Raw genomic sequence first — 23,416 nt, 5'->3', positions numbered from 1 at the left:
ACCGTGTGAGCCGGATTTCGGTCCGGGGATTCGCGGTGGCGTCAGCCACTGCGGTCACCACCGTAGGAGCAGTTGTCGGCGTCGCATCGGGCAGCACGATGCCCGCAGGCGACAACATCGATGCAGCCTCCGCCGCGGACACGACGACTCTCGCAGACATTCCTGACGGCCAGCAGGCCCAGGTTGCGTCGCTGACCGAGCAGGCAGACACCCAGGCGGTGCAGGCCGACGCGGCAGCGAAGAAGTCCGCGGAGGAGTCGGCCCGTATCCAGGCCGCCAAGGACGCCAAGACCAAGAAGGAAGCCGCCGACGAGGCGGTTGCCAAGGCCAAGGAAGCCGCGAAGAAGCGTGCCGAGGAGAAGAAGCTGGAATCCAGCCGCTCCTCGGTCCGTGACGCCAGCAGCTTCTCGTCCCAGGGGTCGTACACGGCCGCACAGGTCCAGGCCATGGCACGGCAGATGATGCCGTCCGACCAGTTCCAGTGCTTCAGCAACATCGTGAGCCATGAGTCCGGCTGGAACTACAAGGCGGTCAACGCCGGTTCCGGTGCCTACGGTCTCGTCCAGGCTCTGCCCGGTTCGAAGATGGCGTCCGCGGGCGCCGACTGGCAGACCAACCCGGCCACGCAGATAAAGTGGGGCCTGAACTACATGAACAGCCGCTACCAGAGCCCCTGTGGTGCGTGGTCGTTCTGGCAGGCCAACAGCTGGTATTAGAGCGGCTCGTCCGCTCAACTCCATGGAGCCCCCCGCCGTCCTTCGGTGGGGGGCTCCATGCATGTACGGTCGGCTCCGGATGAGGCGCGCGGTCGGGGGAAGAGGAACAGCATGTCGAAACTGCCTGACTGGCTGGAACGTGTGGGCTCTGAACTCACCCACCTGGGTGAAAAGTTGGAGGAACGCCGCTCTGTGGACGAAGCGGACGGCGTCGCCGCCGGAGCGCCGGGCCCGCACACCGCAGGCGGGGCCGACAGCCATCCGGCGCCCGGCCAGGTGCCGCCGCCCCCGGACTACGCGCCCGCCGTCGCCGCCCGCCCCGATCCGGTGGCCGCCGTGCCGTGGGGCATGCGGGTGGCGGCCGAGGCCGGCTGGCGGCTCCTCGTCCTCGCGGGCACCCTCTGGGTGCTGATGCGGGTCATCAGCGCCATCCAGCTGGTCGTCCTCGCGTTCGTCGCCGCGCTGCTCGTCACCGCGCTGCTCCAGCCGACGGTCGCCAGGCTGCGGCGGCACGGCCTGCCGCGCGGCCTCGCCACCGCGCTGACCGCGATCCTCGGCTTCGTCATCATGGGCCTGGTCGGCTGGTTCGTGGTCTGGCAGGTGATGGAGAATCTGGACACCGTCTCCAGCCGGGTCCAGGAGGGCATCCAGGAGCTGCGGCGCTGGCTGCTGCACAGCCCCTTCCATGTGACGGACAAGCAGATCAATGAGATCGCCAAGAACCTGAGCGACACCGTCGGCACCAACACGAACGAGATCACGTCGGCCGGTCTGCAGGGCGTCACGGTGATGGTGGAGTTCCTCACCGGATCGCTGCTGGCGATGTTCTCGACGCTCTTCCTGCTGTACGACGGGGCGCGCATCTGGCAGTGGATGCTCAAGCTCGTCCCGGCGCAGGCGCGTCCGGGGGTCGCGGGCGCCGGGCCGCGCGCCTGGCGGACGCTGACCGCCTATGTGCGCGGCACGGTGATAGTGGCGCTGATCGACGCCATCTTCATCGGGCTGGGGCTGTTCTTCCTCGATGTGCCGCTGGCCGTGCCGCTGGCCGTCTTCATCTTCCTGTTCGCGTTCATCCCGCTGGTGGGCGCCGTGATGTCCGGCGCGCTCGCGGTGGTCGTCGCGCTGGTCACCCAGGGCCCGTTCACGGCGCTGATGGTGCTGATCGTGGTGCTCGCCGTGCAGCAGATCGAGGGCCATGTGCTCCAGCCGTTCATCCTCGGCCGGGCGGTGCGGGTCCATCCGCTGGCGGTGGTCCTCTCGGTGGCGGCGGGCGGCATGATCGCCGGAATCGGCGGAGCGGTGGTGGCGGTCCCGCTGGTGGCGGTGACCAATACGGTGGTCGGCTACCTCCGGGCGTACAGCACGGAGACCGCCATGAGGGCGGCGCCCCGCCGCCCGGACGACACCCCGCCGGCGCCGTCTTCCGCACCGCGGGAGTCCGATCCCGCCGCGGAGCCGGCGCCGGCCCCGGAGCCCGCGGCGGATGTCACGGCGCCGGTGCTCGGGACCGAGATCCCCGAGTGAGGCAGGGGTGGCGGCAGCAGGCGCGAAAAAGCCCCGGTGGTGCGTTTCCGCACATCACCGGGGCTTTCGCGGACTCCGTTACTGCTGGGCCAGTACGGCCTCGGCGTCGAGTGTCACGCCGACCGCCTGCAGGACGGCGGCGATCTTGAACGCCTCCTGGATGGTCTCGCGGTCCACGCCCGCCTTGCGGAGCACCTGCTCGTGCGAGTCGAGGCACTGGCCGCAGCCGTTGATCGCGGAGACGGCGAGCGACCACAGCTCGAAGTCGGCCTTCTCCACACCGGGGTTGCCGATGACGTTCATCCGCAGACCCGCGCGGAGCGTCCCGTACTCCGGGTCCGACAGCAGGTGCCGGGTCCGGTAGAAGACGTTGTTCATCGCCATGACGGCCGCCGCGGACCGGGCCGCGGTGTACGCCTCGGGGGAGAGGTTCGCCTTGGCCTCGGGCTCCAGCTCGCGCAGCACCAGCGGCGAGCGCGAGGCGATGGCGCAGGCGAGGACGGTGCCCCACAGCTGCTGCTTCGGCAGGTCGCTGTTGCCGATCACCGAACCGAGGTTCAGCTTCAGGTCCTTGGCGTAGTCCGGTACGGCGGACTTCAGTTCGTCGAGTGACATCGTGGAATCAGCTCACTCGCCCGAGAGGAGCGCGACCGGGTCCAGGGTGTTCTCGCCCTTGGTCCAGTTGCAGGGGCACAGCTCGTCGGTCTGCAGGGCGTCGAGGACCCGCAGGACCTCCTTGGGGTTACGGCCCACGGATCCGGCGGTCACCATCGTGAACTGGATCTCGTTGTTCTGGTCGACGATGAAGACGGCGCGCTGCGCGAAGCCGTCCTCGCCCTCGATGCCGAGGTCACGCATGAGCTCGTGCTTCGAGTCGGCCATCATCGGGAAGGGCAGGTCGGTCAGGTCCGGGTGGTCCTTGCGCCAGGCGTGGTGCACGAACTCGGAGTCACCGGAGAAGCCGAGGACCTGGGCGTCGCGGTCGGCGAACTCCTCGTTCAGCTTGCCGAAGGCGGCGATCTCGGTCGGGCACACGAAGGTGAAGTCCTTGGGCCACGCGAAGACGATCTTCCACTTGCCTTCGTAGGTCTTGTGGTCGATCTGCGCGAACTCCTTGCCGCTCTCCAGCGACACACAGGCGGTCAGGTCGAACTGGGGGAACTGGTCACCGACAGTGAGCACGTACTCTCCTTGCAGCTGCGGAATTCCCTTTTGGGGCGTTCCTGCGGGGTTGGACGGGTTACAGAGTGACACAGGATCCATTGATCACAGAAATAGCTAGACTTGGTTCCCGTGATCGGAGGTACCTATCAGTGACCCACATATATACGGGCGGAACCGCCCCCAAGGGGAAGCAGCCCACCGTGGCGCAGCTGCGTGCCTTCGCGGCCGTCGCGGAGCATCTGCACTTCCGGGACGCGGCCGCCGCGATCGGCATGAGCCAGCCCGCCCTGTCGGGTGCCGTCTCGGCGCTGGAGGAGGCGCTCGGCGTACAGCTGCTTGAGCGGACCACCCGCAAGGTGCTGCTCTCGCCCGCGGGGGAGCGGCTCGCGGTGCGGGCCGGGGCGGTGCTCGACGCCGTCGGCGAGCTGATGGACGAGGCCGACGCGGTACGGGCGCCCTTCACCGGGGTGCTCAGGCTCGGCGTGATCCCCACGGTCGCCCCGTATCTGCTGCCGACCGTGCTGCGGCTCGTCCACCGCGAGTATCCGGACCTCGACCTCCAGGTGCATGAGGAGCAGACCTCCTCGCTGCTCGACGGGCTGACCGCCGGGCGGCTCGACCTGCTGCTGCTCGCGGTGCCGCTGGGGATGCCGGGGGTCGTGGAACTGCCCCTGTTCGAGGAGGAGTTCGTCCTCGTCACCCCGCGCGAACACTGGCTGGCCGGGCGGGCGGACATCCCGCGGGACGCCCTGCGCGAGCTGGATCTGCTGCTGCTCGACGAGGGGCACTGTCTGCGGGACCAGACGCTGGACATCTGCCGGGAGGCAGGCCGCGCCGACGGCGTACCGGTGACGACGACCGCCGCCGGGCTCTCCACCCTGGTCCAGCTGGTGGCCGGCGGGCTCGGTGTGACGCTGCTGCCGCGTACGGCGGTACGGGTGGAGACCGGGCGCAACGAGCAGCTGGCCACCGGGTACTTCGCGGAGCCCGCGCCGATGCGGCGGATCGCGCTGGCGATGCGGGCCGGGGCGGCGCGGCAGGAGGAGTTCACCGCGTTCGCCGCGGCGCTGCGGGAAGCGGTGCGGCCGCTGCCGGTCTGGCTGGCCTGAGGGGCGGGGCCGCACCGGTGCAGCGGCCCTGCCCCTCAGGACCTGGCGGCTACTCCGTACGCAGTCCCTCCGGCCGCATCAGCCGCCACAGCGGCGGCAGGCTGAGCAGCGTCACCAGCACGACCACACCACCGCCGATCCCGGCCATCGCCGCGACCGCGGCCCAGTTGACCGTGACCGGGTGACCCACCATGTCGAGCAGGACCGAGCCGAGCCCCAGGCCCACCCCCGTGGCGAGCACCAGACCCAGCGCGACCGGGACCGCCGTCTGCCAGAGCACCGACCAGCTCATCGTGGAGCGGCGGGTGCCGAAGGCCGTCAGGGCGGCCAGCAGCTTTCTGCGGTCGCGCAGCTGCTCCAGGACCGAGACCAGCAGGCTGGCGCCGATCAGCAGGAGCACCGCGGCCGCGCCGATGTACAGGCCCTTGCGGACGCTCGCGAAGCGGTTGTCCTCGCGTACCTCGTGCAGGGCGTCGACCGAGGTCAGCGGGTCGACCTTCGCCGCGCTGTTGCGGACCAGGTCGCTCGCTTCCGGCTGCGAAGGGTCGAGCGAGATGTAGTCCGTGTTGACCAGGGGAAGGTGCCGCAGCGCGGGGAGGGCCCCCGGCGTGAGCAGTATGCCGCCCGCGCCGGATTGGCCGGCCGGGTCGGCCGTGACCTGCACCGTGCGGGTCCTGGCCGGGACGGTCCAGGTGAGGGTGCGCTTGCTCCGGTCACCGAAGGGCGAGTTGACGAACAGCCGCCTGCCGGGCTCGGCGATCTTCGTGAGGTTGTCGTCCCAGCCGCCGGTGGCGATGAACGCGTCGCCGTTCTCGCAGGACGGGAGAGCGGCCAGGGCCCGGAGCGCCGCGCAGTCGCCGGTGTACAGATCGCTGGTCTCCTCGGCGTTCTTCGTCCCCCCGGCGATGGCCCTGCTGACCGTGAGCACCTCCCGTACACCGCGCGTGGAGCGCAGCGCGTCGGCCGTCCGGGCCTTCGTGAAGTCGCTCTGGACGATCATCTGGGCGCGTGAGGTGTCGGCCCCGGTCTCCTTGCTGTAGTCGCCGTCGATCCCCGCGAACAGCATCTGGAGCGCGATGGCCCCGGCGACCGCGACGGCGATGCCGTTGACCAGCCTGGCGGCGGTGCCGCTCGTCATCTGCAGCCTGCGGACGGCCAGTTGCCAGGCGGTGGTGCCGCCACCCAGGCGGTTCACCACGGCCTCGATCAACCAGGGCAGCAGCGCCGTCACACCGACGAGCAGCAGCACGCTGCCACCGATCACCAGGGTGCTGTTGAAGTGGCCCGAGTCGCGGCCCTTGCCCAGCATCGGCACCAGCAGGGCGAGTCCGGCGACCGGCGGGAGCACCCGCCACCAGACCCGGCGGCGGCGCGGGACCGAGGTCCGTACGACACCCAGCGGCTCGATGACCACACCGCGCAGTGCGAGCAGGGTGACCGCGACGGCCGCCGCGGGCACCGCGAGGACGACCAGTACGGCCAGCGCCGCGCTCGGGTCCAGGTCGGCGGGGAAGAGGTTGATCCCCGCCACGTCGATATCGCCGACGAACGCCCGGCCGGTCAGGAAGAACCCCGCGCCGAAGAGCACCCCCAGCAGGGAGCCCGCCAGCGCCTCACCGGCCGCGATACGGCGGGTCATCCGGGAGTCCGTACCCACCAGCCGCAGCGCGGCGAGCCTGCGGTCCCTGCTGTCGCTGCCGAAGCGCACGGCCGCCGCGATGAAGACACCCACCGGCATCAGCAGCACCACGAAGATGATCACGACGAGCAGCCGCAGGACCGGGTCCATGGCGTCATGGGGCGGCAGATGCGCGAAGCCGGTGATGCGCCGCACCGAGCCGGCTTCGTCCAGGGCGAGGTGCTTGTCGCCCGCGTAGTAGGCCAGTTCGTTCGGGCCGCTCAGACCGGCGTCGGCGATGGTGCCGGTGATCCGGTACGGGAGGCGCTCCCGCAGCAGCGCGCCCTTGTCCGACGCCAGCAGCCTGCGCAGCGCGGGCGACGCCAGCATCTCGTGGTCGCCCGGCAGCGTGTGCGTGCCCGGGGGCAGCGGCGCATCGGGGCCCTCGGCGCGCACCAGCCTGCCGCGGACGTCGGCACCCTTGTACTCGGTGTCCGAGACGCCGAGGAGCATGGTGTTGTCGGCCGCCTTGTCGATCATGGTCGCGCCGAAGTCGTTGCGGTTGTCCTCCCGCGCGTCCCGGGCGGCGAGTGCGCTCGGTATCGAGGTGGTGATCAGCAGCAGCGCCACACCGAGGCCCACACCGACCGCGGTCAGCAGCGTCCTGGTCCAGCCCTCGCGGCCCCCGCCGACAGCGAACTTCATGCCCATCGTGAGGTCTTGCGTCCAGCTCATACGAGGTGCTCCAGATCGCGGGACCTGCCGTCGCGTACGACGACCTCACGGTCCGAGTAGGCGGCCACGCGGGGCTCGTGGGTGACGAGGACGACCGCCGCGTTCGTGGAGCGGGCCGCCTGGGTCAGCAGTTCCATCACGCGCTCGCCGTTGAGGGAGTCGAGTGCGCCGGTCGGCTCGTCGGCGAAGACCACGCGCGGCCCGGTCACCAGCGACCGTGCCACGGCTACCCGCTGGCCCTGTCCGCCGGAGACCTCGCCGGGGCGCTTGTGCCCGATGTCGGCGACCTCCAGACGGTCCATCCACTCCTGCGCCGTGCGCTCGGCCTGCTTGCGCTTGACGCCGTTCAGCCGCAGCGGAAGCGCGACGTTCTCCGTGCAGGTCAGCTCGGGGACGAGCCGGCCGAACTGGAAGACGAAGCCGAACTCGCCGCGGCGCAGGGCGCTCCGCTCGGCGTCCGGCATCGCGGACAGCTCCCGGCCCTGGTACGTGACGGATCCCGAGTCGGGGCGGACGATCCCGGCGAGACAGTGCAGCAGCGTCGACTTGCCGGAGCCCGAAGGCCCCATGATCGCGACCACTTCGCCCGCGTGGACGGAGAACGCGGCGCCGTCGAGCGCGGCGGTCGGACCGTACGCCTTGTGCAGGGCGTCGGCGTACAGCAGCGAACCGGCGGGGGTCATGGGCCGACCTCCTCGGCGAGCTGGCCGAGGCGTGCCGCGGTCAGTTCGAGCCAGCGCAGATCGGCTTCGAGGTGGAAGAGGGCGTGGTCGCAGATCAGCTGGTCGGCGAGGTCCCCGCGGCGCTTGCGGTCGGTGAGGACGCGCATCAGCCGCAGATGCTCCGCGCGCTGGGTGTCCAGCAGATCGGCGGCCGGGCGGCCGGTGAGCAGGGCCAGTACGACCTTGGTGTAGAGCGTCGACTGGAGGTACGGCTCGGGCTTCTCCGGTGTGGCGAGCCACTGGTCGACATCGCTGACGCCGGCGTCGGTGATCGCGTACCGCTTGCGCTCGGGACCGCCGCCGGCCTCCATGGCGTCGACCTCGACGAGACCGTTCTTCAGGAGCCGGGACATGGTCGAGTAGACCTGCCCGTAGTGCAGCGGCCGGTCGTGGCCGAACTTCTCGTCGAAGGCGCGCTTGAGGTCGTAGCCGTGGCGCGGCCCCGACTCCAGGATGCCGAGCAGGGTGTGGCCGATGGACATGTCGGATGGCCTTTCTTCTGCGGTACGGAGTCTTCGGTACGGGTGCAGAGCTTCGGTGCGGGTCTTGTCCGGTACGGGGTTGATCCGGTACGGGTCTTATTCGGTACGGCTCTTGGTCGGTGCGGGTCCTATTCGGTACGGAGGCCGTCGGGGCGCATCAGGCGCCACAGCGGAGGAAGGCTCAGCAGTGTGACGAGCAGGATCAGCGCGCCCCCGGCACCGGCCAGCGGGACGAAACCCCACCAGTCCGTCACGGACTTGCCGATCAGCCGCAGCAGCGCGAAGCCGAGCCCGAGACCGCCGGCGACGGCGAGCGCCAGGCCGAGCACCACCGGGATCGCGGTCTGCCAGAGCACCGACCAGCCCAGGGTGGGGCGGCGGGTGCCGAAGGCCACCAGGACCGACAGCAGTTTCCTGCGCTCGCGCAACTGCTCCACCTGGGAGACCAGCATGGAGGCGGCGATCAGGGCCATGGTCGCGGCCGCGCCCGCGAGCAGCCCGTTCTCGATGCTCGCGTAACTCTTGTCGCGGTCGACCACCGTGAGGTCCCACACGCGCATGACCGGGTCGATGCGGGCCGCGGTGTTCCGTACGTACTCCGCGGCGTCCGGCACCGAGTGGTCGACCTTGACCAGGGCGCGCGTCTCGGCTTCCGGGAGCCGGTCGGCGCTGATCGCGGACGGTGTGACGAGGATGCCGTTGCGCTTCTCGCCCATCGGGTCGGGGCGTGCGAGCACGGTGGGGGAGTCCTTCGGGAGCGTCCACAGGACCGGCTTGTCGTCGCGGCCCACGTTGAGCTTGCCGCCCGGCCGTACGGTCTTGTCGACCCAGTCGTTCATCTCCCGCTGCCCCTCGACGTGGGCGACGAAGGTGTCGCCGTCCGTGCAGGACGGCAGGCGGGCCAGCTCGCGCAGGGTCGGACAGTCGCCGACGGTGACGATGGTGGTGGGCCAGGGGCCCATCGCGTTCGGGTCGGGGTCGCCGCCCGGCTTGTCGGCGTAGGACTCGATGGTGCCGATGACCGCTTCGACGCCCTGGGTGTCCCGGAAGGCGCGGATCATCTGCCGGGCCCGCACGGCGCTGGGATAGCTCGCGTCGATGTGCATCTGGGCGCGTTGCGGGTCCTGGTCCGTGGTCTTGTTGAAGTCGTCGTGCAGACCGGCGAAGTACATCTGGAGCGCGACCGCTCCGGCGACGGCGACCGTGATGCCGCTGACCGCGCGGGCCGCCGATCCGCTGCTCAACTGGAGCCTGCGGGTGGCCAGCTGGAACGGGACGGGGCCGCCCCGCAGCCGGGCGACGACCGCCTCGACCACCCAGGGCAGCAGCGTGGTCAGCCCGGCCAGCACCAGCAGGGCGCCGACCGTGATCGGGTACGGATTGACGGAGGCGTCCGCGCCGGTGATCCGGCCCGCGGTCAGCAGCACCCCGAGACCGAGGACCGGCATGACCGGCCGCCACCAGAAACGGCGGCGCCGGGTGGCGCCCTGCCGGGCGACACCGAGCGGCTCCACGGTCACCGACCGCATCGCGAGCAGCGTGACGAAGACCGCCGACACCGGTACCGCGAGCGAGATCAGCGCCGCGAGCGCGGGCATCGGGGCCAGGTCGGACGGGAAGGCGGACATCTTCCAGAGCCGGACACCGCCGATGAACTGCCGGCCCGCCAGGAAGACCACCCAGCCGAGCAGCACCCCGATGACGGCCCCGGTGAACGCCTCGCCCGCCGCGATCCGCCGGGTCATCCGGACGTCCGCGCCGACCAGCCGCAGCGAGGCGAGCCTGCGGTCACGGCGGTCGCCGCCGAAGCGCACCGCCGTCGCGATGAAGATGGCCACCGGGGTGAGCAGGACGACGCAGCCCAGGATGGTGAGCACGACGAGCTGGGGGGAGAGCGGCGGGCTCAGCGGTCCGCCGCCGAAGTGCGCGATCCGGTGGGCCCCGGTGTGCGTCGTGAGGGTGGAGCTGCCCGCGTAGTAGTACAGCTCGCCCGGATCGCTCAGCCCGGAACGGCCGATGGTGCCGGTGATCCGGTACGGGAGGCGCTCGCGCAGCAGTTTGCCGTCGCCCGAGTCCAGCAGGTCCTTGAGAGCGGGCGAGACCAGCATCGTGCCGGGGGCGGGGATGGCGGCGGTACCGGGCGGGAGGATCGGGTGGCCGCCGTCGGCGCGCAGCAGATAGCCGTTCAGGGCCTCGCCGTGGTACTCGCTCTCGGCGTGCCCGTACAGCAGTGTCGTGTCACCGCGCGGGACCGGCTTCGTGGGTGCCGACAGGGTGCGGGCGTGCTCGCGCGCCGACTGGGTGCTCACCGCGTTCGGCAGCGAGGACGCGGCGAGGAGCAGGGCCACCCCGAGCGCCACCCCGACGGCGGTGAGCGTGGTGCGCACCCAGGTCTCCCGGCCGCCGGTCACCGCGAACCGGACCCCCAGGGCGAGGTCGCCGGTCCTGCTCATGCCGTGTACTGCGCGAAGCGGTCGCGGGACTTGCCGTCGCGTACGACGACCTCACGGTCCGAGTAGGCGGCGACCCTGGCCTCGTGGGTGACGAGGACGACGGCGGCGTCGGTGGAGCGGGCCGCCTCGGTGAACAGTTCCATCACGCGCTCGCCGTTGAGGGAGTCGAGTGCGCCGGTCGGCTCGTCGGCGAAGAGCACGCGCGGGCCGGTGACCAGGGAGCGGGCGATGGCGACGCGCTGGCCCTGTCCGCCGGAGACCTCGCCGGGGCGCTTGTGCCCCAGCTCGGCGACCTCCAGGCGCTCCATCCACGCGCGGGCCGTGAGCTCGGCGTCCTTGCGCTTCACGCCGTTCAGCCGCAGCGGCAGTGCGACGTTCTGGACGCAGGTCAGCTCCGGGACGAGCTGGCCGAACTGGAAGACGAAACCGAAGTCCGTACGGCGCAGGGCGCTGCGGCCCACGTCGTTCATCGCGGTCAGGTCGTGGTCCGCGTACCGCACGGTCCCGGAGTCCGGGCTCACTATCCCGGCCAGGCAGTGCAGCAGCGTCGACTTGCCGGACCCGGAGGGGCCCATCACCGCGACGATCTCGCCGGGCGCGATGGCGAAGTCCGCGCCGTCCAGGGCGGGAGTCGATCCGTAGACCTTGTGAAGATCGGTTGCGCTGAGCAACGCAGGGTGGGGTGGCATGGCCAGGACTATACGCACTACGTATACCTGCTGTGTATACCGGGGGTGCATAGTGCCAAAAAATCAGGGCAATCCGGGGTTATCCGGTCAACTCGCAAGGGAGATCGGCCCGATGTGGCAACCTTGCGGGCCTTCTGATCGTCGGTTCCCTATGACACAGGTGCTGATTGTCACGTGCGGAAAGGGCCCATTGGGGCACTCCCTGTCCAAAGGTGCTCAGGAAGCGGTGTTAGCTTTCGACAGCTGGTCTGGGTGAGAGAAGGCGGAGTCACAGAGCGATGGGCCGTGCGGACGATCGACGAGCCCGGCAGCGCGGGGCGCGCCGGGCCAAATCCACGAAGAGCGGGATACGCCGCTTCTTCACCTGGAAGAAGGTCCTGGGCGGCTTCTTCGTGTTCTGCCTGCTGGTGATGGGCGCGTTCGTCGCGTTCTATCTCTATGTGCCGGTGCCGACGGCGAACGCCGACGCCGAGCTGCAGAGCAACGTCTACAAGCTCAGCAACGGCAAGGTGATCGCCCGTACGGGCAAGGTGAACCGGGAGAAGGTCGACCTCGCGCAGGTCCCGCTCGACGTTCAGCACGCCTTCGTCGCCGCCGAGAACAAGACCTTCTACCAGGACCACGGAGTCGACTTCAAGGGCACCGCCCGAGGGCTCTACAACACCGTCCAGGGCCGGAAGCAGGGTGGCTCGACGATCACCCAGCAGTACGTCAAGAACTACTACCTCAGCTCCGACCAGACGGTGACCAGGAAGCTCAAGGAGCTGGTGGTCTCCCTCAAGATCGACCGGAAGTTCTCCAAGGAGAAGATCCTCGCCGGGTACATCAACACCAGCTACTACGGCCGGGGCGCGTTCGGTATCCAGGCCGCGTCCCAGGCGTACTACGGGATCGACGCCAGGAAGCTGAACGTGAGCCAGGGCGCGTACCTCGCCTCGCTGCTCCAGGCGCCGAGCCAGTACGACTGGTCGTCCGCGACGGCCGAGGGCAAGAAGCTGGTCCAGGAGCGCTGGGCGTACACGCTGAACAACATGGTCGAGAAGAAGTGGCTCGACCCGGGCAAGCGCGCCGAGCAGAAGTTCCAGATCCCGCAGAAGCCCAGGCCCGACAAGGGGCTGAAGGGCGAGACCGGATACCTGGTCAAGGCCGCCAACCAGGAGTTGGAGGCCCAGGGCATCTCCGAGGCGCAGATCGACGCCGGCGGCTGGACGGTCACGCTCAGCATCGACCCGAAGAAGCAGGCCGAGCTGGAGAAGACGCTCAGGAAGCAGCTGACCGACAAGCTGCACCCGAAGCAGAACGTGGTCGACGCCGACATCCAGGCGGGCGCTGTCTCGGTCAATCCGCACACGGGCGCGGTCGAGGCGCTCTACGGCGGCCAGGACTACCTCAAGCACGAGTACAGCAACGCCAAGCGCGTCGACTACCAGCCCGCCTCCACCTTCAAGCCGCTGATCCTGGCGGCGGCCCTGGAGTCCGGCGCCAAGACGCAGAAGAACCTGCCGATCCAGGCGAACACCATCTACGACGGTGACAGCCGCCGCCCGGTGGTGGACGCCAACGGCAACAAGGTCGGCTTCGCGCCGCCCAACGAGGACAACCAGAACTACGGCCCGATCACCGTCCAGACGGCCATGAACAACTCCGTCAACTCGGTGTTCGCTCAGATGGGTGTCGATGTCGGCCTCGACAAGGTCAGGAAGCTCGGCGTCGACCTCGGCATGAGTTCCCTGAAGAACGCGCAGGCGGTGCCCGCGATGACACTGGGCTCCTACGGCGCGAGCCCGATGGAGATGGCCGGGATCTACGCGACCTTCGACAACCACGGCAAGAAGGTCACCCCGACCATCGTGAAGTCGGCCACCCACCCCAACCGGGAGCCGTTCAAGCCGCAGAAGGCGATCGGCGACCAGGTGATCAGTCCGCAGACGGCGGACGCGGTGACCTCGGTCCTGACGGGCGTGGTCGACGAGGGCACCGGTGCGGTCGTCAAGAACAAGGCGCAGCAGGTCGCGGGCAAGACCGGTACGTCGGACAACAACAAGTCCGCCTGGTTCACCGGCTACACCCCGAACCTGGTGACATCGGTCGGCCTCTTCGGTGAGGCGGCCAAGCCACGCGTGGAGGACGGCAAGAAGATCCAGGCGGGCGCCCAGGTCACCATCAGTGGCGCTGCGGGCAGCGGCACCCGGGTCAACGGTGGTGGTTTCCCCGCCGAGATCTGGGCGGCGTACACCTTCGGTCTCGACCTGAAGCCGAGCAAGTTCAGCCTGGACACCGACCAGGGTGCGGCGGTCCAGCCGACCGCGCCGCCGTCCCCGTCCACGCCGCCGCCGTCCCCGTCGACCCCGCCGCCCAGTCCGTCGACCCCGCCGCCGTCGTCCCACGCACCGCCGCCGTCGGGCAGCCCCGACCCGTCCCACAGCGGTCCGGACACGGGCGGTACGGATTCCGGGACCGGCACGAACAACGGCGCCTCGTCCACCGGAGGCGGCGGCGACCCGGCGACCGACGGCGGTACGAACAGCGGTACGTCATCGACCGGGGGCGGCGGTGACCCGACGACCGGCGGCAACACGGACTCCGGTACGTCGAACGGCACCAGCAACGGCACCTCGAACGGGACGCTGGGCGGCTGGTAGGACCGACGACGGAGCAGGACCGAACAGGGAGACGGAGCAGGACCGGCCCGGCCGGTCCTGCTCCGTCTCCCTGTTCGGTCTCTCTGTCCGCTACGCCGCCCCGTGGATCGGCCCCCTGCCACCGCTCAGCGGCACCCCGCTGCCGCCCCGGAGCACGGCGACGATCTCCGCACCGATGGAGACGGCCGTCTCCTCCGACGTACGCCCGCCGGTGTCCAGGCCGATCGGGGAGCGCAGCCGCGCCAGGTCCCGCTCGCCGACCCCGGCCTCCCGCAGCTTGCTGAGCCGGTCCTCATGGGTGCGGCGCGAGCCCATCGCGCCGACGTACGCGACCGGCAGCCGCAGGGCGACCTCCAGCAGCGGCACATCGAACTTGGAGTCGTGCGTGAGCACACACAGCACCGTGCGCTCGTCGGTGACGGTGTCGCGCAGATAGCGGTCCGGCCACTCGACCACCACCTCGTCCGCATCGGGGAACCTGGCCGGCGTCGCGAACACCCCGCGGGCGTCGCAGAGGGTCACATGGAAGCCGAGCAGTTTGCCCACCCGCACCAGCGCGGCCGCGAAGTCCACCGCCCCGAACACGATCATCCGCGCGGGCGGCACCGACGACTCCACGAACAGGGTGACGTCACCACCGCACCGCGCCGAACTCTCCGGCACCGCACACGTCCCGGTCCGCCCGAGGTCGAGCAGCGCCCGGGCCTGCGCGGCGAGCCCGGAGTCGTCGGCCGAGCCGAGCGCGCCATCGGCCGTACCGTCGGGCCGCACCATCAGTACCCCGCCGTTGGCGGCGGTCTGTCCCGGCCCGTCGAGTACCCGGGCCAGCGCCACCGCTTCGCCGCGCGCCGCGACCGCAAGCGCCGTCTCCACCGCCGTACGGCACGGCGCGTCGGCCCGTACCGGAACGACGTGCACCTCCACCGTCCCGCCGCAGGTCAGCCCGACGGCGAACGCGTCGTCGTCGCTGTACCCGAACCGCTCACGGCGCGCCGTCCCGTCGTGCAGCGCCTCGACGCACAGCTCGTACACCGCGCCCTCGACACAGCCGCCGGAGACCGAGCCGATGACCTGTCCCGCGGCGTCGACGGCGAGGGACGAGCCGGGCGGGCGGGGTGCGCTGCCGGTCACCGATACGACGGTGGCGACGGCGAACTCCCTGCCCTGCCCGGCCCATTCGCTCAGCTCGGCGGCCAGATCAAGCATGCCGCTCTTCTCGCCGGGCCTCCGCGGTGATCACGCGGTCGGGCCGGATCGGCAGATCGCGGTGGCGCACACCGGTGGCGTGCCACACCGCGTTGGCGATGGCGGCCGCCGTGCCGACGATGCCGATCTCGCCGAGGCCCTTGATGCCCACCGGGTCGTCCGGGTCCGGGTCGTCGACCCAGTCGGCCTCGATGGCCGGCACATCGGCGTTCGCGGCGAAGTGGTAGCCCGCGAAGTCCGCGCCGACGTGCCCGCCGGACGCCTGGTCGCGTACCGCCTCCTCGTGCAGCGCCATGGACAGCCCCCACGTCATACCGCCCACCAGCTGGCTGCGCGCGGTCAGCGGGTTGATGATGCGGCCGGCCGCGAAGACGCCGAGCAGCCGCCGCACCCGTACCTCGCCGGTGGTCACGTCGACGGCGGCCTCGGCGAACTGCGCCCCGAACGAGTGCCGTTCCTTCTGGGCGAGCGCGGCGATGAGCGCGCCGGTGTCGGCGTGGGCCATGAGACCGTCCTCCGGGATCTCCCCGCCGGTCAGCGCCAGGCGCTCGCGCAGCTCACGCGCCGCGGACATGACGGCCCAGCCCCAGGAGCGGGTGCCCATCGAACCGCCGGCGACCCAGGCGGGCCCGAAGTCGCTGTCGGCGATGCGGACATGGACCTGTCCTGGGGTCACGTCGAGCGCGTCGGCGGCGATGAGGGTCAGGGCGGTCCGTGCGCCGGTGCCGACGTCGGCCGCGGTGATACGGACGGTGAAGGTGCCGTCGGGCTCCGCGGTGACCGAGGCCGTCGAGGGGACCGCGCCCGCCTGATAGGTGGAGGCGGCGACACCGGTCCCCAGCAGCCAGCGGCCCTCGCGGCGTACGCGCGGACGGGGGTCACGGCCGGCCCAGCCGAATCGCCGGGCGCCCTCGTCGAAGCAGGCGAGCAGGTTACGGCTGCTGAACGGCAGCCCGGACACCGGGCCGAACGCCGGCTCGTTACGGGCGCGCAGCGCGATCGGGTCCATACCGAGGCGCTCGGCGAGCTCGTCCAGCGCCGACTCCACCGCGAACGAGCCGGGCGCCTCGCCGGGCGCCCGCATCCAGGTGGGGGTGGCGACATCGACGGGCACGACGCGGTTGACGGTGTGGTGCGCGACGGCGTCGTACATGACCCGTCCGTACGCGGCGCTGCTCTCGACGAACTCACGCAGGTTCGATGTGAGCGACTGGTTGTCGTGCGCGAACGCGCGCAGCCGCCCGTCCTCGTCGGCTCCCAGCCGCACCCGCTGGGTGGTGGGGCTGCGGTATCCGGTGATCGCGAACACCTGGCGCCTGGTCAGGGCCACCCGGACCGGACGGTGCAGCTCCGTCGCGGCCATCGCGGCGGCGACGTGGTGCGAGCGCAGCCCCTTCGAGCCGAAGGCGCCGCCGACGTGCTCGGAGCGTACGTGCACGGCGGACTGGTCGAGCGAGAACAGCTGGGCGAGGTCGTCGGCGAGCCACTTGCTGCCCTGGTTGGAGTCGTGGACCTCCAGCCGTCCGTCGTGCCAGCGCACCGTCACGGCATGGGGCTCCATGGCGCAGTGGTGCTGCTCGGGTGTCGTGTACCTGGCGTCCAGGACCACCGCGGAAGCGGCGAGTTCGGCGTCCAGGTCGCCCTTGGTGCTCTCCGCGTCCTGCGGGGTGTAGACGCCGTCCTTGTCCGCGTGGAAGCCGACGTCGTGCGGCTCCTCGTCGTACTCGACGACGAGCGCCTCGGCGGCCTCGCGCGCCTGCTCCGACGTCTCGGCGACGACCAGCGCGACGGGCCACCCGGCGTGCGGTATCCGGTCGTGCTGGAAGACCTCGACGATCGGGTCGGGGCGGCCGAGCGCCCCGACGACGTCGTCCCGCACCCGTGGCGCGGCGCGGTGGTGCAGGACGGTGAGCACGCCGGGCATGGCGCGCACCGCGTCCTCGCCGATCGAGCGGATCCGGCCGCGGGCCACGGTCGACAGCACCAGCCAGCCGTGGGCGAGTTCGGTGAAGGGGACCTCGCTCGCGTAGCGGGCGGCGCCGGTGACCTTCTCGATGCCCTCGATACGGGTGTGGGAGACACCGACCGCGTCCGGCCTCGGCGTGACGGGCGCCGTGGGCGCTGTGGGTGCTGTGCGCACTGTGGGCACCGTAGGGACCGTAGTCATCGGCGCGCCTCCTGTTCCAGCTCGGTGAGGAGCGCCACGACGAGATTGCGCATCAGTGGCACCTTGTACGCGTTGTGCGGCAGCGGTGACGCGGCCGCCAGCTCGGCGTCGGCCGCGGCGGCGAACGACGCGCCGTCCGCGGGCCTGCCCAGCAGTTCCCGTTCGGCGGCCCCGGCCCGCCACGGCCGCGACGCGACCGCCCCGAGGGCGATCCGTACGTCGTGCACGACCCCGTCGCGTACCTCGAGCGCGGCGGCCACCGATCCGATGGCGAAGGCGTACGAGGCGCGCTCGCGCACCTTGCGGTAGCGGGAGCGGGCGGCGACCGGCGCGGGCGGCAGCGTGACGGCGGTGATGAGGGCGCCCGCGGGCAGCGCGGTCTCCAGATGCGGAGTGTCGCCGACCGGCCGGTAGAAGTCGCCGAGCGGCAGCTGCCCGGCACCGTCGGCGGTCTCGTACTCCACCACGGCGTCGAAGGCGGTGAGCGCGACGCCCATGTCGGACGGGTGCACGGCCACACAGTGGTCACTCGCGCCGAGGATCGCGGCGTTGTGGTGCTCGCCTCCGACCGCGGGGCAGCCACTGCCCGGCACCCGCTTGTTGCAGGGCTTGCTCACATCGGTGAAGTAGCCGCAGCGGGTGCGCTGCAGCAGATTCCCGCCGACGGTCGCCATATTGCGCAGCTGGCCGGACGCCCCGGCCAGCACGGCCTGGGTCAACGCCGGGTAGTTGCGGCGGACTTCGGGGTGCGCGGCGAGGTCGCTGTTGGTGACGGTGGCCCCGATGCGCAGGCCGCCGTCGGCGGTCCGCTCGACCAGGTCCAGGGGCAGCTCCCGTACGTCGACGAGGCGCGCGGGCCGCTCGACGCCGGCCTTCATCAGGTCGACCAGGTTCGTGCCGCCGCCGAGGAACCGTGCCTCGGGGTCGGCGCCGAGCACGGCCACCGCGCCCGGTACGTCGTGCGCCCGCTGGTACTCGAACTCCCTCACGCGACCTGCTCCTTCACTCCGCCGGCCGGCTGGGTGCCCGGCCGGGTGGATGGCTGTGCGGACGGCTGTGCATATGCCCGTGCGGCCGACTGCTCGGCCGCCCGGGCGACCGCCCGCACGATCGACACATAGGCGCCGCACCGGCACAGATTGCCGCTCATCCGTTCCGCGATCTCCTCCGGAGTCAGCGGGGGCGGCCCGGCCTCCGGCCGTACGTCATCGGTCACGGCGCTCGGCCAGCCGGCCGCGTGCTCCTCCAGGACGCCGAGGGCCGAACAGATCTGCCCGGGGGTGCAGTAGCCGCACTGGTACCCGTCGAGTTCCACGAACGCCTGCTGGACGGGGTGCAGTCCGTCCGGCGAGTGACCGTCCGCGACACCCTCGATGGTGGTGATCTCGCGGCCTTCGGCCGCGACCGCGAACTGCAGACAGGAGACGGTCCTGCGCCCGTCGACCAGCACCGTGCAGGCGCCGCACTGTCCCTGGTCGCAGCCTTTCTTCGTGCCGGTCAGATCGAGCCGCTCGCGCAGGGCGTCGAGCAGTGTGGTGCGGTGATCGACGGGCAGGGTGTACTTGTCTCCGTTGATGTGCAGCGTGACCGCACTGGAGGTGGACATGCCCGCTGGGGCCATGAGGGGGCCTTCTTTCGGGATCCTGTGGCGAGGAGAATCGGCGCCGTATGCGGGAGGGGCGCCGGGACCGGCGGACCGTGTCCGCCGCCAGGGTGGTGAAGGCGAAACGGACAGCTGTCCGTTCCAAGGTCCCGACCGTAGTGGACAACTGTCCGCCCAGCAAGGATGATTCCGCGTCACGACCGGAGGAGGACGAGTGCGACACCCCGGAAAGCAGGCGGCGCTGCGCTCGGACGCACAGCGCAACCGTGAGCGCATCCTCGAAGTGGCGCTGGCCGAGCTGACACACGCGGCGGACACCCCGCTGAGCACCATCGCGCGGAAGGCGTGCGTCGGGCAGGGCACGTTCTACCGGAACTTCCCCAGCCGGGAGGCGCTGGTCCTTGAGGTGTACCGGTACGAGGTGGAGCACGTCGCGGAGGCCGCGGGACAGCTGCTGTGCACCCGGCCGCCGCAGCTGGCGCTGCGCGAGTGGATGGACCGCCTCGCGCGGTACGCGATGGCCAAGGCGGGCCTCGCCGAGGCGCTGCGCGAGGCGACGGCGGCCCGCGGCACCATGAAGAGCCTCGCGCACGGCCCGCTGACCGAGGCGGTCACGCTGCTGCTCACCGCGAACGAACGGGCGGGGACCATCCGCCCCGGCGTGACCGCGGACGACTTCATGCTGGCGATCGCCGGCCTGTGGATGATCGACCCGCACGGCGACTGGCAGCCCCGCGCCGACAGACTGCTGAACCTGGTGATGGACGGGCTGCGGTCGGGGGCGCCGGACGGGCCCCGGCGGGCATCCTGACGGGAGGGCGGTCCCGGCCCCCGGCCCCGGCGGGCACCCTGACGGGAGGGCGGTCCCGGCCCCCGGCCCCGGCGGGCATCCTGACGGGAGGGCGGTCCCGGCCCCGGCGGGCGTCCTGACCGCAGGGGCGGCCCGAGGGCACGCAAACGGCTCCGGCCTGCTGTCACCCACCGTCCACAGCACACCGGAGCCGGTCGGCTCCACCTCATGGGCCGGCGTCCTCAGGCCGGTTTGGCCTTCGCCGCGATCCGGTCGCCGGTCGCCCGGTCGATGTTGCGCCAGTACTCCAGCGCCCGGTCGAGGACCGGAGCCGAGACGCCCTGCGCCAGATGGCCGACGACATTGTCGACGAGCCGTGTGCGCTGCTCGTCGTTGAGTACCTGGCGCACCATCGTGCCCGCCTGTCCCCAGTCGTCGTCCTCGCTGTGCAGTGTGTACGCCTCACGGACCATCTCGCCCGCCGCTGTCTGCCAGCCCGCGGGCTCGCCGTAGCGGGCGGTGTCGGCCGCCGGGCCGCCGTACGAGTTGGGGGCGTACGGCCTGGACGCCGTGGACGGCTCGTACCGCATGGGCCCGTCCTTCGCGTACGAGTTGACGGGCGAGCGCGGCCTGTTGGGCGGCAGCTGCATGTAGTTCGGCCCGATCCGGTAGCGGTGCGTGTCCGGATACGAGAACAGCCGGCCGAGTAGCATCTTGTCCGGCGATGGGCCGATGCCGGGCACCATGTTCGACGGCTCGAAGGACGCCTGCTCGATGTGGACGAAGTGGTCGGGCGGGTTCTTGTCGAGCGTCATCCGGCCGACGTCGATCAGCGGGTAGTCGCTGTGCGGCCACACCTTGGTGAGGTCGAACGGGTTGAAGCGGTAGTCGGGGGCGTCGTCGAACGGCATCACCTGGACCTTGAGCGTCCACGAGGGGGCGTTCCCCGACTTGATCGACTCGAAGAGGTCCCTGCGGTGGTAGTCCGTGTCGCACCCGGCCATCGCGTCCGCGTCGGCCTGGCTGAGGAAGTCGATGCCCTGGTCGGTCTTGAAGTGGTACTTCACCCAGAACTTCTCGCCCCCGCCGTTCACCCACATATAGGTGTGCGAGCTGTAGCCGTTCATGTTGCGCCAGGTCTTGGGGATGCCCCGGTCGCCCATCAGCCATGTCACCTGGTGCGCGGACTCGGGCGAGAGCGTCCAGAAGTCCCACTGCATGTCGTTGTCGCGCAGCGCGCTGTCCGGGCGGCGCTTCTGGCTGCGGATGAAGTCCTGGAACTTGATCGTGTCACGGACGAAGAAGACCGGCGTGTTGTTGCCGACCATGTCGTAATTGCCGTGCTCCGTATAGAACTTGAGCGCGAAACCACGCGGGTCGCGCCAGGTGTCGGGGGAGCCCATCTCGCCGGCGACCGTCGAGAAGCGGGCCAGCATCTCGGTCCGCTTGCCCGGCTGGAAGAGGTCGGCCTTGGTGAACTGGCTGACGTCGTTGGTCACTTCGAAGGTTCCGTACGCGCCGGAGCCCTTGGCGTGCACCACCCGCTCGGGGACCCGCTCGCGGTTGAACTGCGCCATCTTCTCGATCAGATAGGCGTCCTGCAGCAGGATCGGACCGTCGGCGCCGATGGTGAGCGAGTGCTCGTCGCTCTCGGCCGGGATTCCCGCGTTGGTGGTGGTGTAGGGGGCCTTCTGGGATGCCTCGCTCACGAGCGTCTTCCCATCGTTCGAGGGGGTTGTGGTCGCTTCGTCCGCGTGCCCCAGTGAACATCTCCGACACTTGGTCGGCAACATTTGATTCCGTTGGGAGTACGGGCCCGGACAGCGCTGAACCCGGTGGGGCCTCCGGAGCTTCCGGAGGCCCCACCGGGTTCAGCGGCCGGGACCGCCCGGCAAAGATCGGCCGGACAGGTCCTAGTCGCCCGTCGCGGCCGGCACCTGGATCTCGAACCAGACGACCTTGCCGGTGGAGAGCCGGGTCGCCCCCCACCGCCGGGTCAGCCGGTTCACCAGGAACAGCCCGCGGCCGCCCTCGTCGGTGTCCCGGGCCCGGCGCTGGCGGGGCAGCTGCGGGGAGTCGTCGCCGACCTCGCAGCGCAGTACGTCGGTACGCAGCAGCCGCAGCGTCACCGGCCGCTCCGCGTACCGCACCGCATTGGTCACGACCTCGCTGACCAGCAGCTCCACCGAGTCCGACATCTCGTCAAGACCCCAGCGCTCCAGCGCCCTGCGCACCAGCCGACGGGCACGGCCCGGCGCCTGCTCCTCCGGGTCGAGGAACCAGTACGCGACATCGCTCGGCGCGATCCCGTCGAAGCGGGCCGCGAGCAGCGCGATGTCGTCGTCCCGGTCACCGGGGCCCAGCATGTCCAGCACGTCGTCGCAGAGGGCCTCCAGCGGCGGCGAGTGGTCCGGGCCCGTCAGCTCGGCGGTGGCGGCCAGCCGCTCCCGCAGCTGCTCGATCCCGGTCCAGACATCCCGCAGCCGCGACTCGACCAGGCCGTCCGTGTAGAGCAGCAGGGTGGCGCCCGCCGGCGCGTCCAGCTCGACCGCCTCGAAGTCGACCCCGCCCACCCCGATCGGGGCGCCCGGCGGGACCCGCAGGACCTCCGCACGGCCGCCCAGATGCAGCAGGACGGGCGGCGGGTGACCGGCGTTGGCGATGGTGATCCGGTGCGCCACCGGGTCGTACACGGCGTACAGGCAGGTCGCCATCCGGTCCGAGCCGAGCCGCTGGGCCTGTTCGTCCAGATGGTGCAGCACCTCGGCCGGCGGCAGGTCCAGCTGCGCCAGCGTCTGGGCCGTCGTCCTGAGCTGGCCCATGATCGCGGCCGATGTCATGGAGTGCCCCATCACATCGCCCACCACCAGCGCCACCCGGCTGCCGGGCAGCGGGATCGCGTCGTACCAGTCGCCGCCCACCCGGGCGGTCTCGGCCGCCGGCAGATAGCGGGACGCCAGCTTGACGCCGGTCGGCTGGGGCAGCGAGTCGGGCAGCATGGTGCGCTGCAGCTCGTCGGCGATGTACGCCTCGCGCCCGTACAGCACCGCCTTGTCGATCCCGAGGGCCGTATGGGTGGCCAGCTGGGCGGCTACCAGCAGGTCGTTGGGCTCGAACGCGGGCCGGTCGGGGCGGCGGACGAAGACCGCGGCGCCGATCACCCGGCGTCTGCCCCGCAGCGGGGCGAGGATCGTACGGTGCCCGTTCGGTACGGTCCGGTCGGGCCCCAGCAGTTCGGGCAGCGCGGCACGGGCCGCGGCGGAGTCCCCGAAGACCGGGCGCACGCCCCGGAGCACTTCGGCGAGCGCGCCGCCGGACGCCACTTCGCACAGCTGGGCCGCGAGCGGCTCCGGCGGCTCGTCGGAGTCCTCCTCGTCCACCAGACGCAGCCGGTCGGTGCGGCGCAGCCGCAGTACGAACGGGACGACCGGGCGCTCGTCGCCCACCGGCAGCGGATCGCGGAGGAAGACGAGTATCGCGTCGGAGAACGTCGGCACGGTCGCCCTGCACAGACCGAGGACGATCTCGTCGAGGTCTATGCCCCGGGCGATACGCCGGGTGGCAGCCCCCACGAACCGGAGTCTGTCGCCCTCGCTGCGTCCGGGCGAGACCGCCGGCGCGGGCGGGGGAGCGGGGATGGCACCCGCGGCCGCCACATCGGCGTCCTGCTGCCGGGGGCGCGCGGGTTCGTGCGGCCGGGCAGCGGTGGGCTGCCGGCCGTCGTGGGAGGTGGTGTGCTCCGTCACGCGAGGGATTCCGTCCGTCCGAGGCAGGTGTGCGATGCAACCGCTTCGAG

Annotated in this window: 18 protein-coding genes; 5 read left to right on the top strand and 13 right to left on the bottom strand. The window is 71.1% G+C overall.

Annotated elements, in window-relative coordinates:
- Positions 1–5 precede the first annotated feature (5 nt).
- Together OG510_RS12860 and OG510_RS12855 are read left to right on the top strand one after the other, a co-directional pair.
- Complete coding sequence (locus OG510_RS12860; RefSeq protein WP_164264528.1) at positions 6–716, top strand: transglycosylase SLT domain-containing protein; 711 nt, start codon at positions 6–8, stop codon at positions 714–716.
- Between the two features lie 111 nt (positions 717–827).
- Positions 828–2,240, top strand: a complete 1,413-nt coding sequence (locus tag OG510_RS12855; RefSeq protein ID WP_406136903.1) for an AI-2E family transporter — start codon at positions 828–830, stop codon at positions 2,238–2,240.
- Between the two features lie 78 nt (positions 2,241–2,318).
- Here OG510_RS12855 and OG510_RS12850 read toward each other — a convergent pair whose 3' ends face one another.
- Both OG510_RS12850 and OG510_RS12845 read right to left on the bottom strand, forming a co-directional pair.
- Positions 2,319–2,855, bottom strand: coding sequence for an alkyl hydroperoxide reductase (locus OG510_RS12850; RefSeq protein ID WP_164264526.1), 537 nt, complete (start codon positions 2,853–2,855; stop codon positions 2,319–2,321).
- 12 nt (positions 2,856–2,867) lie between these two features.
- A complete protein-coding gene (locus OG510_RS12845; RefSeq protein ID WP_164264525.1) occupies positions 2,868–3,422 on the bottom strand; it encodes a peroxiredoxin in 555 nt (184 codons plus the stop codon).
- A 131-nt stretch (positions 3,423–3,553) separates the two neighbouring features.
- On the opposite strand from OG510_RS12845, the gene OG510_RS12840 reads away from it, so the two are divergent.
- Positions 3,554–4,513: a hydrogen peroxide-inducible genes activator gene (locus tag OG510_RS12840; protein ID WP_406136902.1), complete on the top strand. Its 960-nt coding sequence runs from the start codon at positions 3,554–3,556 to the stop codon at positions 4,511–4,513.
- Positions 4,514–4,562: 49 nt separating this feature from the next.
- Here the strand turns inward: OG510_RS12840 and OG510_RS12835 are convergent, their stop codons facing one another.
- The 5 genes from OG510_RS12835 to OG510_RS12815 form a co-directional block, all read right to left on the bottom strand.
- A complete protein-coding gene (locus OG510_RS12835) occupies positions 4,563–6,866 on the bottom strand; it encodes an ABC transporter permease (protein WP_406136901.1) in 2,304 nt (767 codons plus the stop codon).
- The gene (locus OG510_RS12830; protein ID WP_406136900.1) at positions 6,863–7,549 is read right to left on the bottom strand and encodes an ABC transporter ATP-binding protein; all 687 of its coding nucleotides are present in this window, start codon (positions 7,547–7,549) and stop codon (positions 6,863–6,865) included. Before OG510_RS12830 ends, OG510_RS12835 begins: the two co-directional genes overlap by 4 nt.
- Positions 7,546–8,070, bottom strand: a complete 525-nt coding sequence (locus OG510_RS12825) for a PadR family transcriptional regulator (protein WP_406136899.1) — start codon at positions 8,068–8,070, stop codon at positions 7,546–7,548. Before OG510_RS12825 ends, OG510_RS12830 begins: the two co-directional genes overlap by 4 nt.
- Positions 8,071–8,198: 128 nt before the next feature.
- Complete coding sequence (locus OG510_RS12820) at positions 8,199–10,523, bottom strand: FtsX-like permease family protein (RefSeq protein WP_406136898.1); 2,325 nt, start codon at positions 10,521–10,523, stop codon at positions 8,199–8,201.
- Positions 10,520–11,212 carry an ABC transporter ATP-binding protein gene (locus tag OG510_RS12815; RefSeq protein ID WP_406136897.1) on the bottom strand — a complete coding sequence of 231 codons (693 nt, stop codon included), beginning with the start codon at positions 11,210–11,212 and terminating at the stop codon, positions 10,520–10,522. The genes OG510_RS12820 and OG510_RS12815 overlap by 4 nt, the downstream gene beginning before the upstream one ends.
- Positions 11,213–11,490: 278 nt before the next feature.
- Between OG510_RS12815 and OG510_RS12810 the strand changes: the two genes are divergently transcribed.
- Positions 11,491–13,854 (top strand): transglycosylase domain-containing protein, encoded by a 2,364-nt coding sequence (locus OG510_RS12810; protein WP_406136896.1) that lies wholly within the window; start codon positions 11,491–11,493, stop codon positions 13,852–13,854.
- A 90-nt stretch (positions 13,855–13,944) separates the two neighbouring features.
- Here OG510_RS12810 and OG510_RS12805 read toward each other — a convergent pair whose 3' ends face one another.
- From OG510_RS12805 to OG510_RS12790, 4 genes are read right to left on the bottom strand one after another with little or no spacing between them, the layout of a single operon-like run.
- The gene (locus tag OG510_RS12805; protein ID WP_406136895.1) at positions 13,945–15,060 is read right to left on the bottom strand and encodes an XdhC family protein; all 1,116 of its coding nucleotides are present in this window, start codon (positions 15,058–15,060) and stop codon (positions 13,945–13,947) included.
- Complete coding sequence (locus tag OG510_RS12800) at positions 15,053–17,227, bottom strand: xanthine dehydrogenase family protein molybdopterin-binding subunit (protein WP_406136894.1); 2,175 nt, start codon at positions 17,225–17,227, stop codon at positions 15,053–15,055. Before OG510_RS12800 ends, OG510_RS12805 begins: the two co-directional genes overlap by 8 nt.
- Positions 17,224–18,216: an FAD binding domain-containing protein gene (locus OG510_RS12795; protein WP_406136893.1), complete on the bottom strand. Its 993-nt coding sequence runs from the start codon at positions 18,214–18,216 to the stop codon at positions 17,224–17,226. The genes OG510_RS12800 and OG510_RS12795 overlap by 4 nt, the downstream gene beginning before the upstream one ends.
- Positions 18,213–18,848, bottom strand: a complete 636-nt coding sequence (locus OG510_RS12790) for a (2Fe-2S)-binding protein (RefSeq protein ID WP_406136892.1) — start codon at positions 18,846–18,848, stop codon at positions 18,213–18,215. The genes OG510_RS12795 and OG510_RS12790 overlap by 4 nt, the downstream gene beginning before the upstream one ends.
- 196 nt (positions 18,849–19,044) lie before the next feature.
- Between OG510_RS12790 and OG510_RS12785 the strand changes: the two genes are divergently transcribed.
- Positions 19,045–19,641, top strand: coding sequence for a TetR/AcrR family transcriptional regulator (locus tag OG510_RS12785; protein ID WP_406136891.1), 597 nt, complete (start codon positions 19,045–19,047; stop codon positions 19,639–19,641).
- Positions 19,642–19,862: 221 nt separating this feature from the next.
- Here the strand turns inward: OG510_RS12785 and OG510_RS12780 are convergent, their stop codons facing one another.
- Together OG510_RS12780 and OG510_RS12775 are read right to left on the bottom strand one after the other, a co-directional pair.
- A complete protein-coding gene (locus OG510_RS12780; RefSeq protein WP_406136890.1) occupies positions 19,863–21,329 on the bottom strand; it encodes a catalase in 1,467 nt (488 codons plus the stop codon).
- Between the two features lie 204 nt (positions 21,330–21,533).
- Positions 21,534–23,366 carry a SpoIIE family protein phosphatase gene (locus tag OG510_RS12775; RefSeq protein ID WP_406136889.1) on the bottom strand — a complete coding sequence of 611 codons (1,833 nt, stop codon included), beginning with the start codon at positions 23,364–23,366 and terminating at the stop codon, positions 21,534–21,536.
- Positions 23,367–23,416 lie beyond the last annotated feature (50 nt).

Origin of the sequence: Streptomyces sp. NBC_01089, assembly GCF_045162975.1 — a bacterium.
In the GTDB taxonomy this organism is placed as follows: Bacteria; Actinomycetota; Actinomycetes; order Streptomycetales; family Streptomycetaceae; genus Streptomyces.
This window is presented reverse-complemented; position numbering and strand designations above follow the sequence as displayed.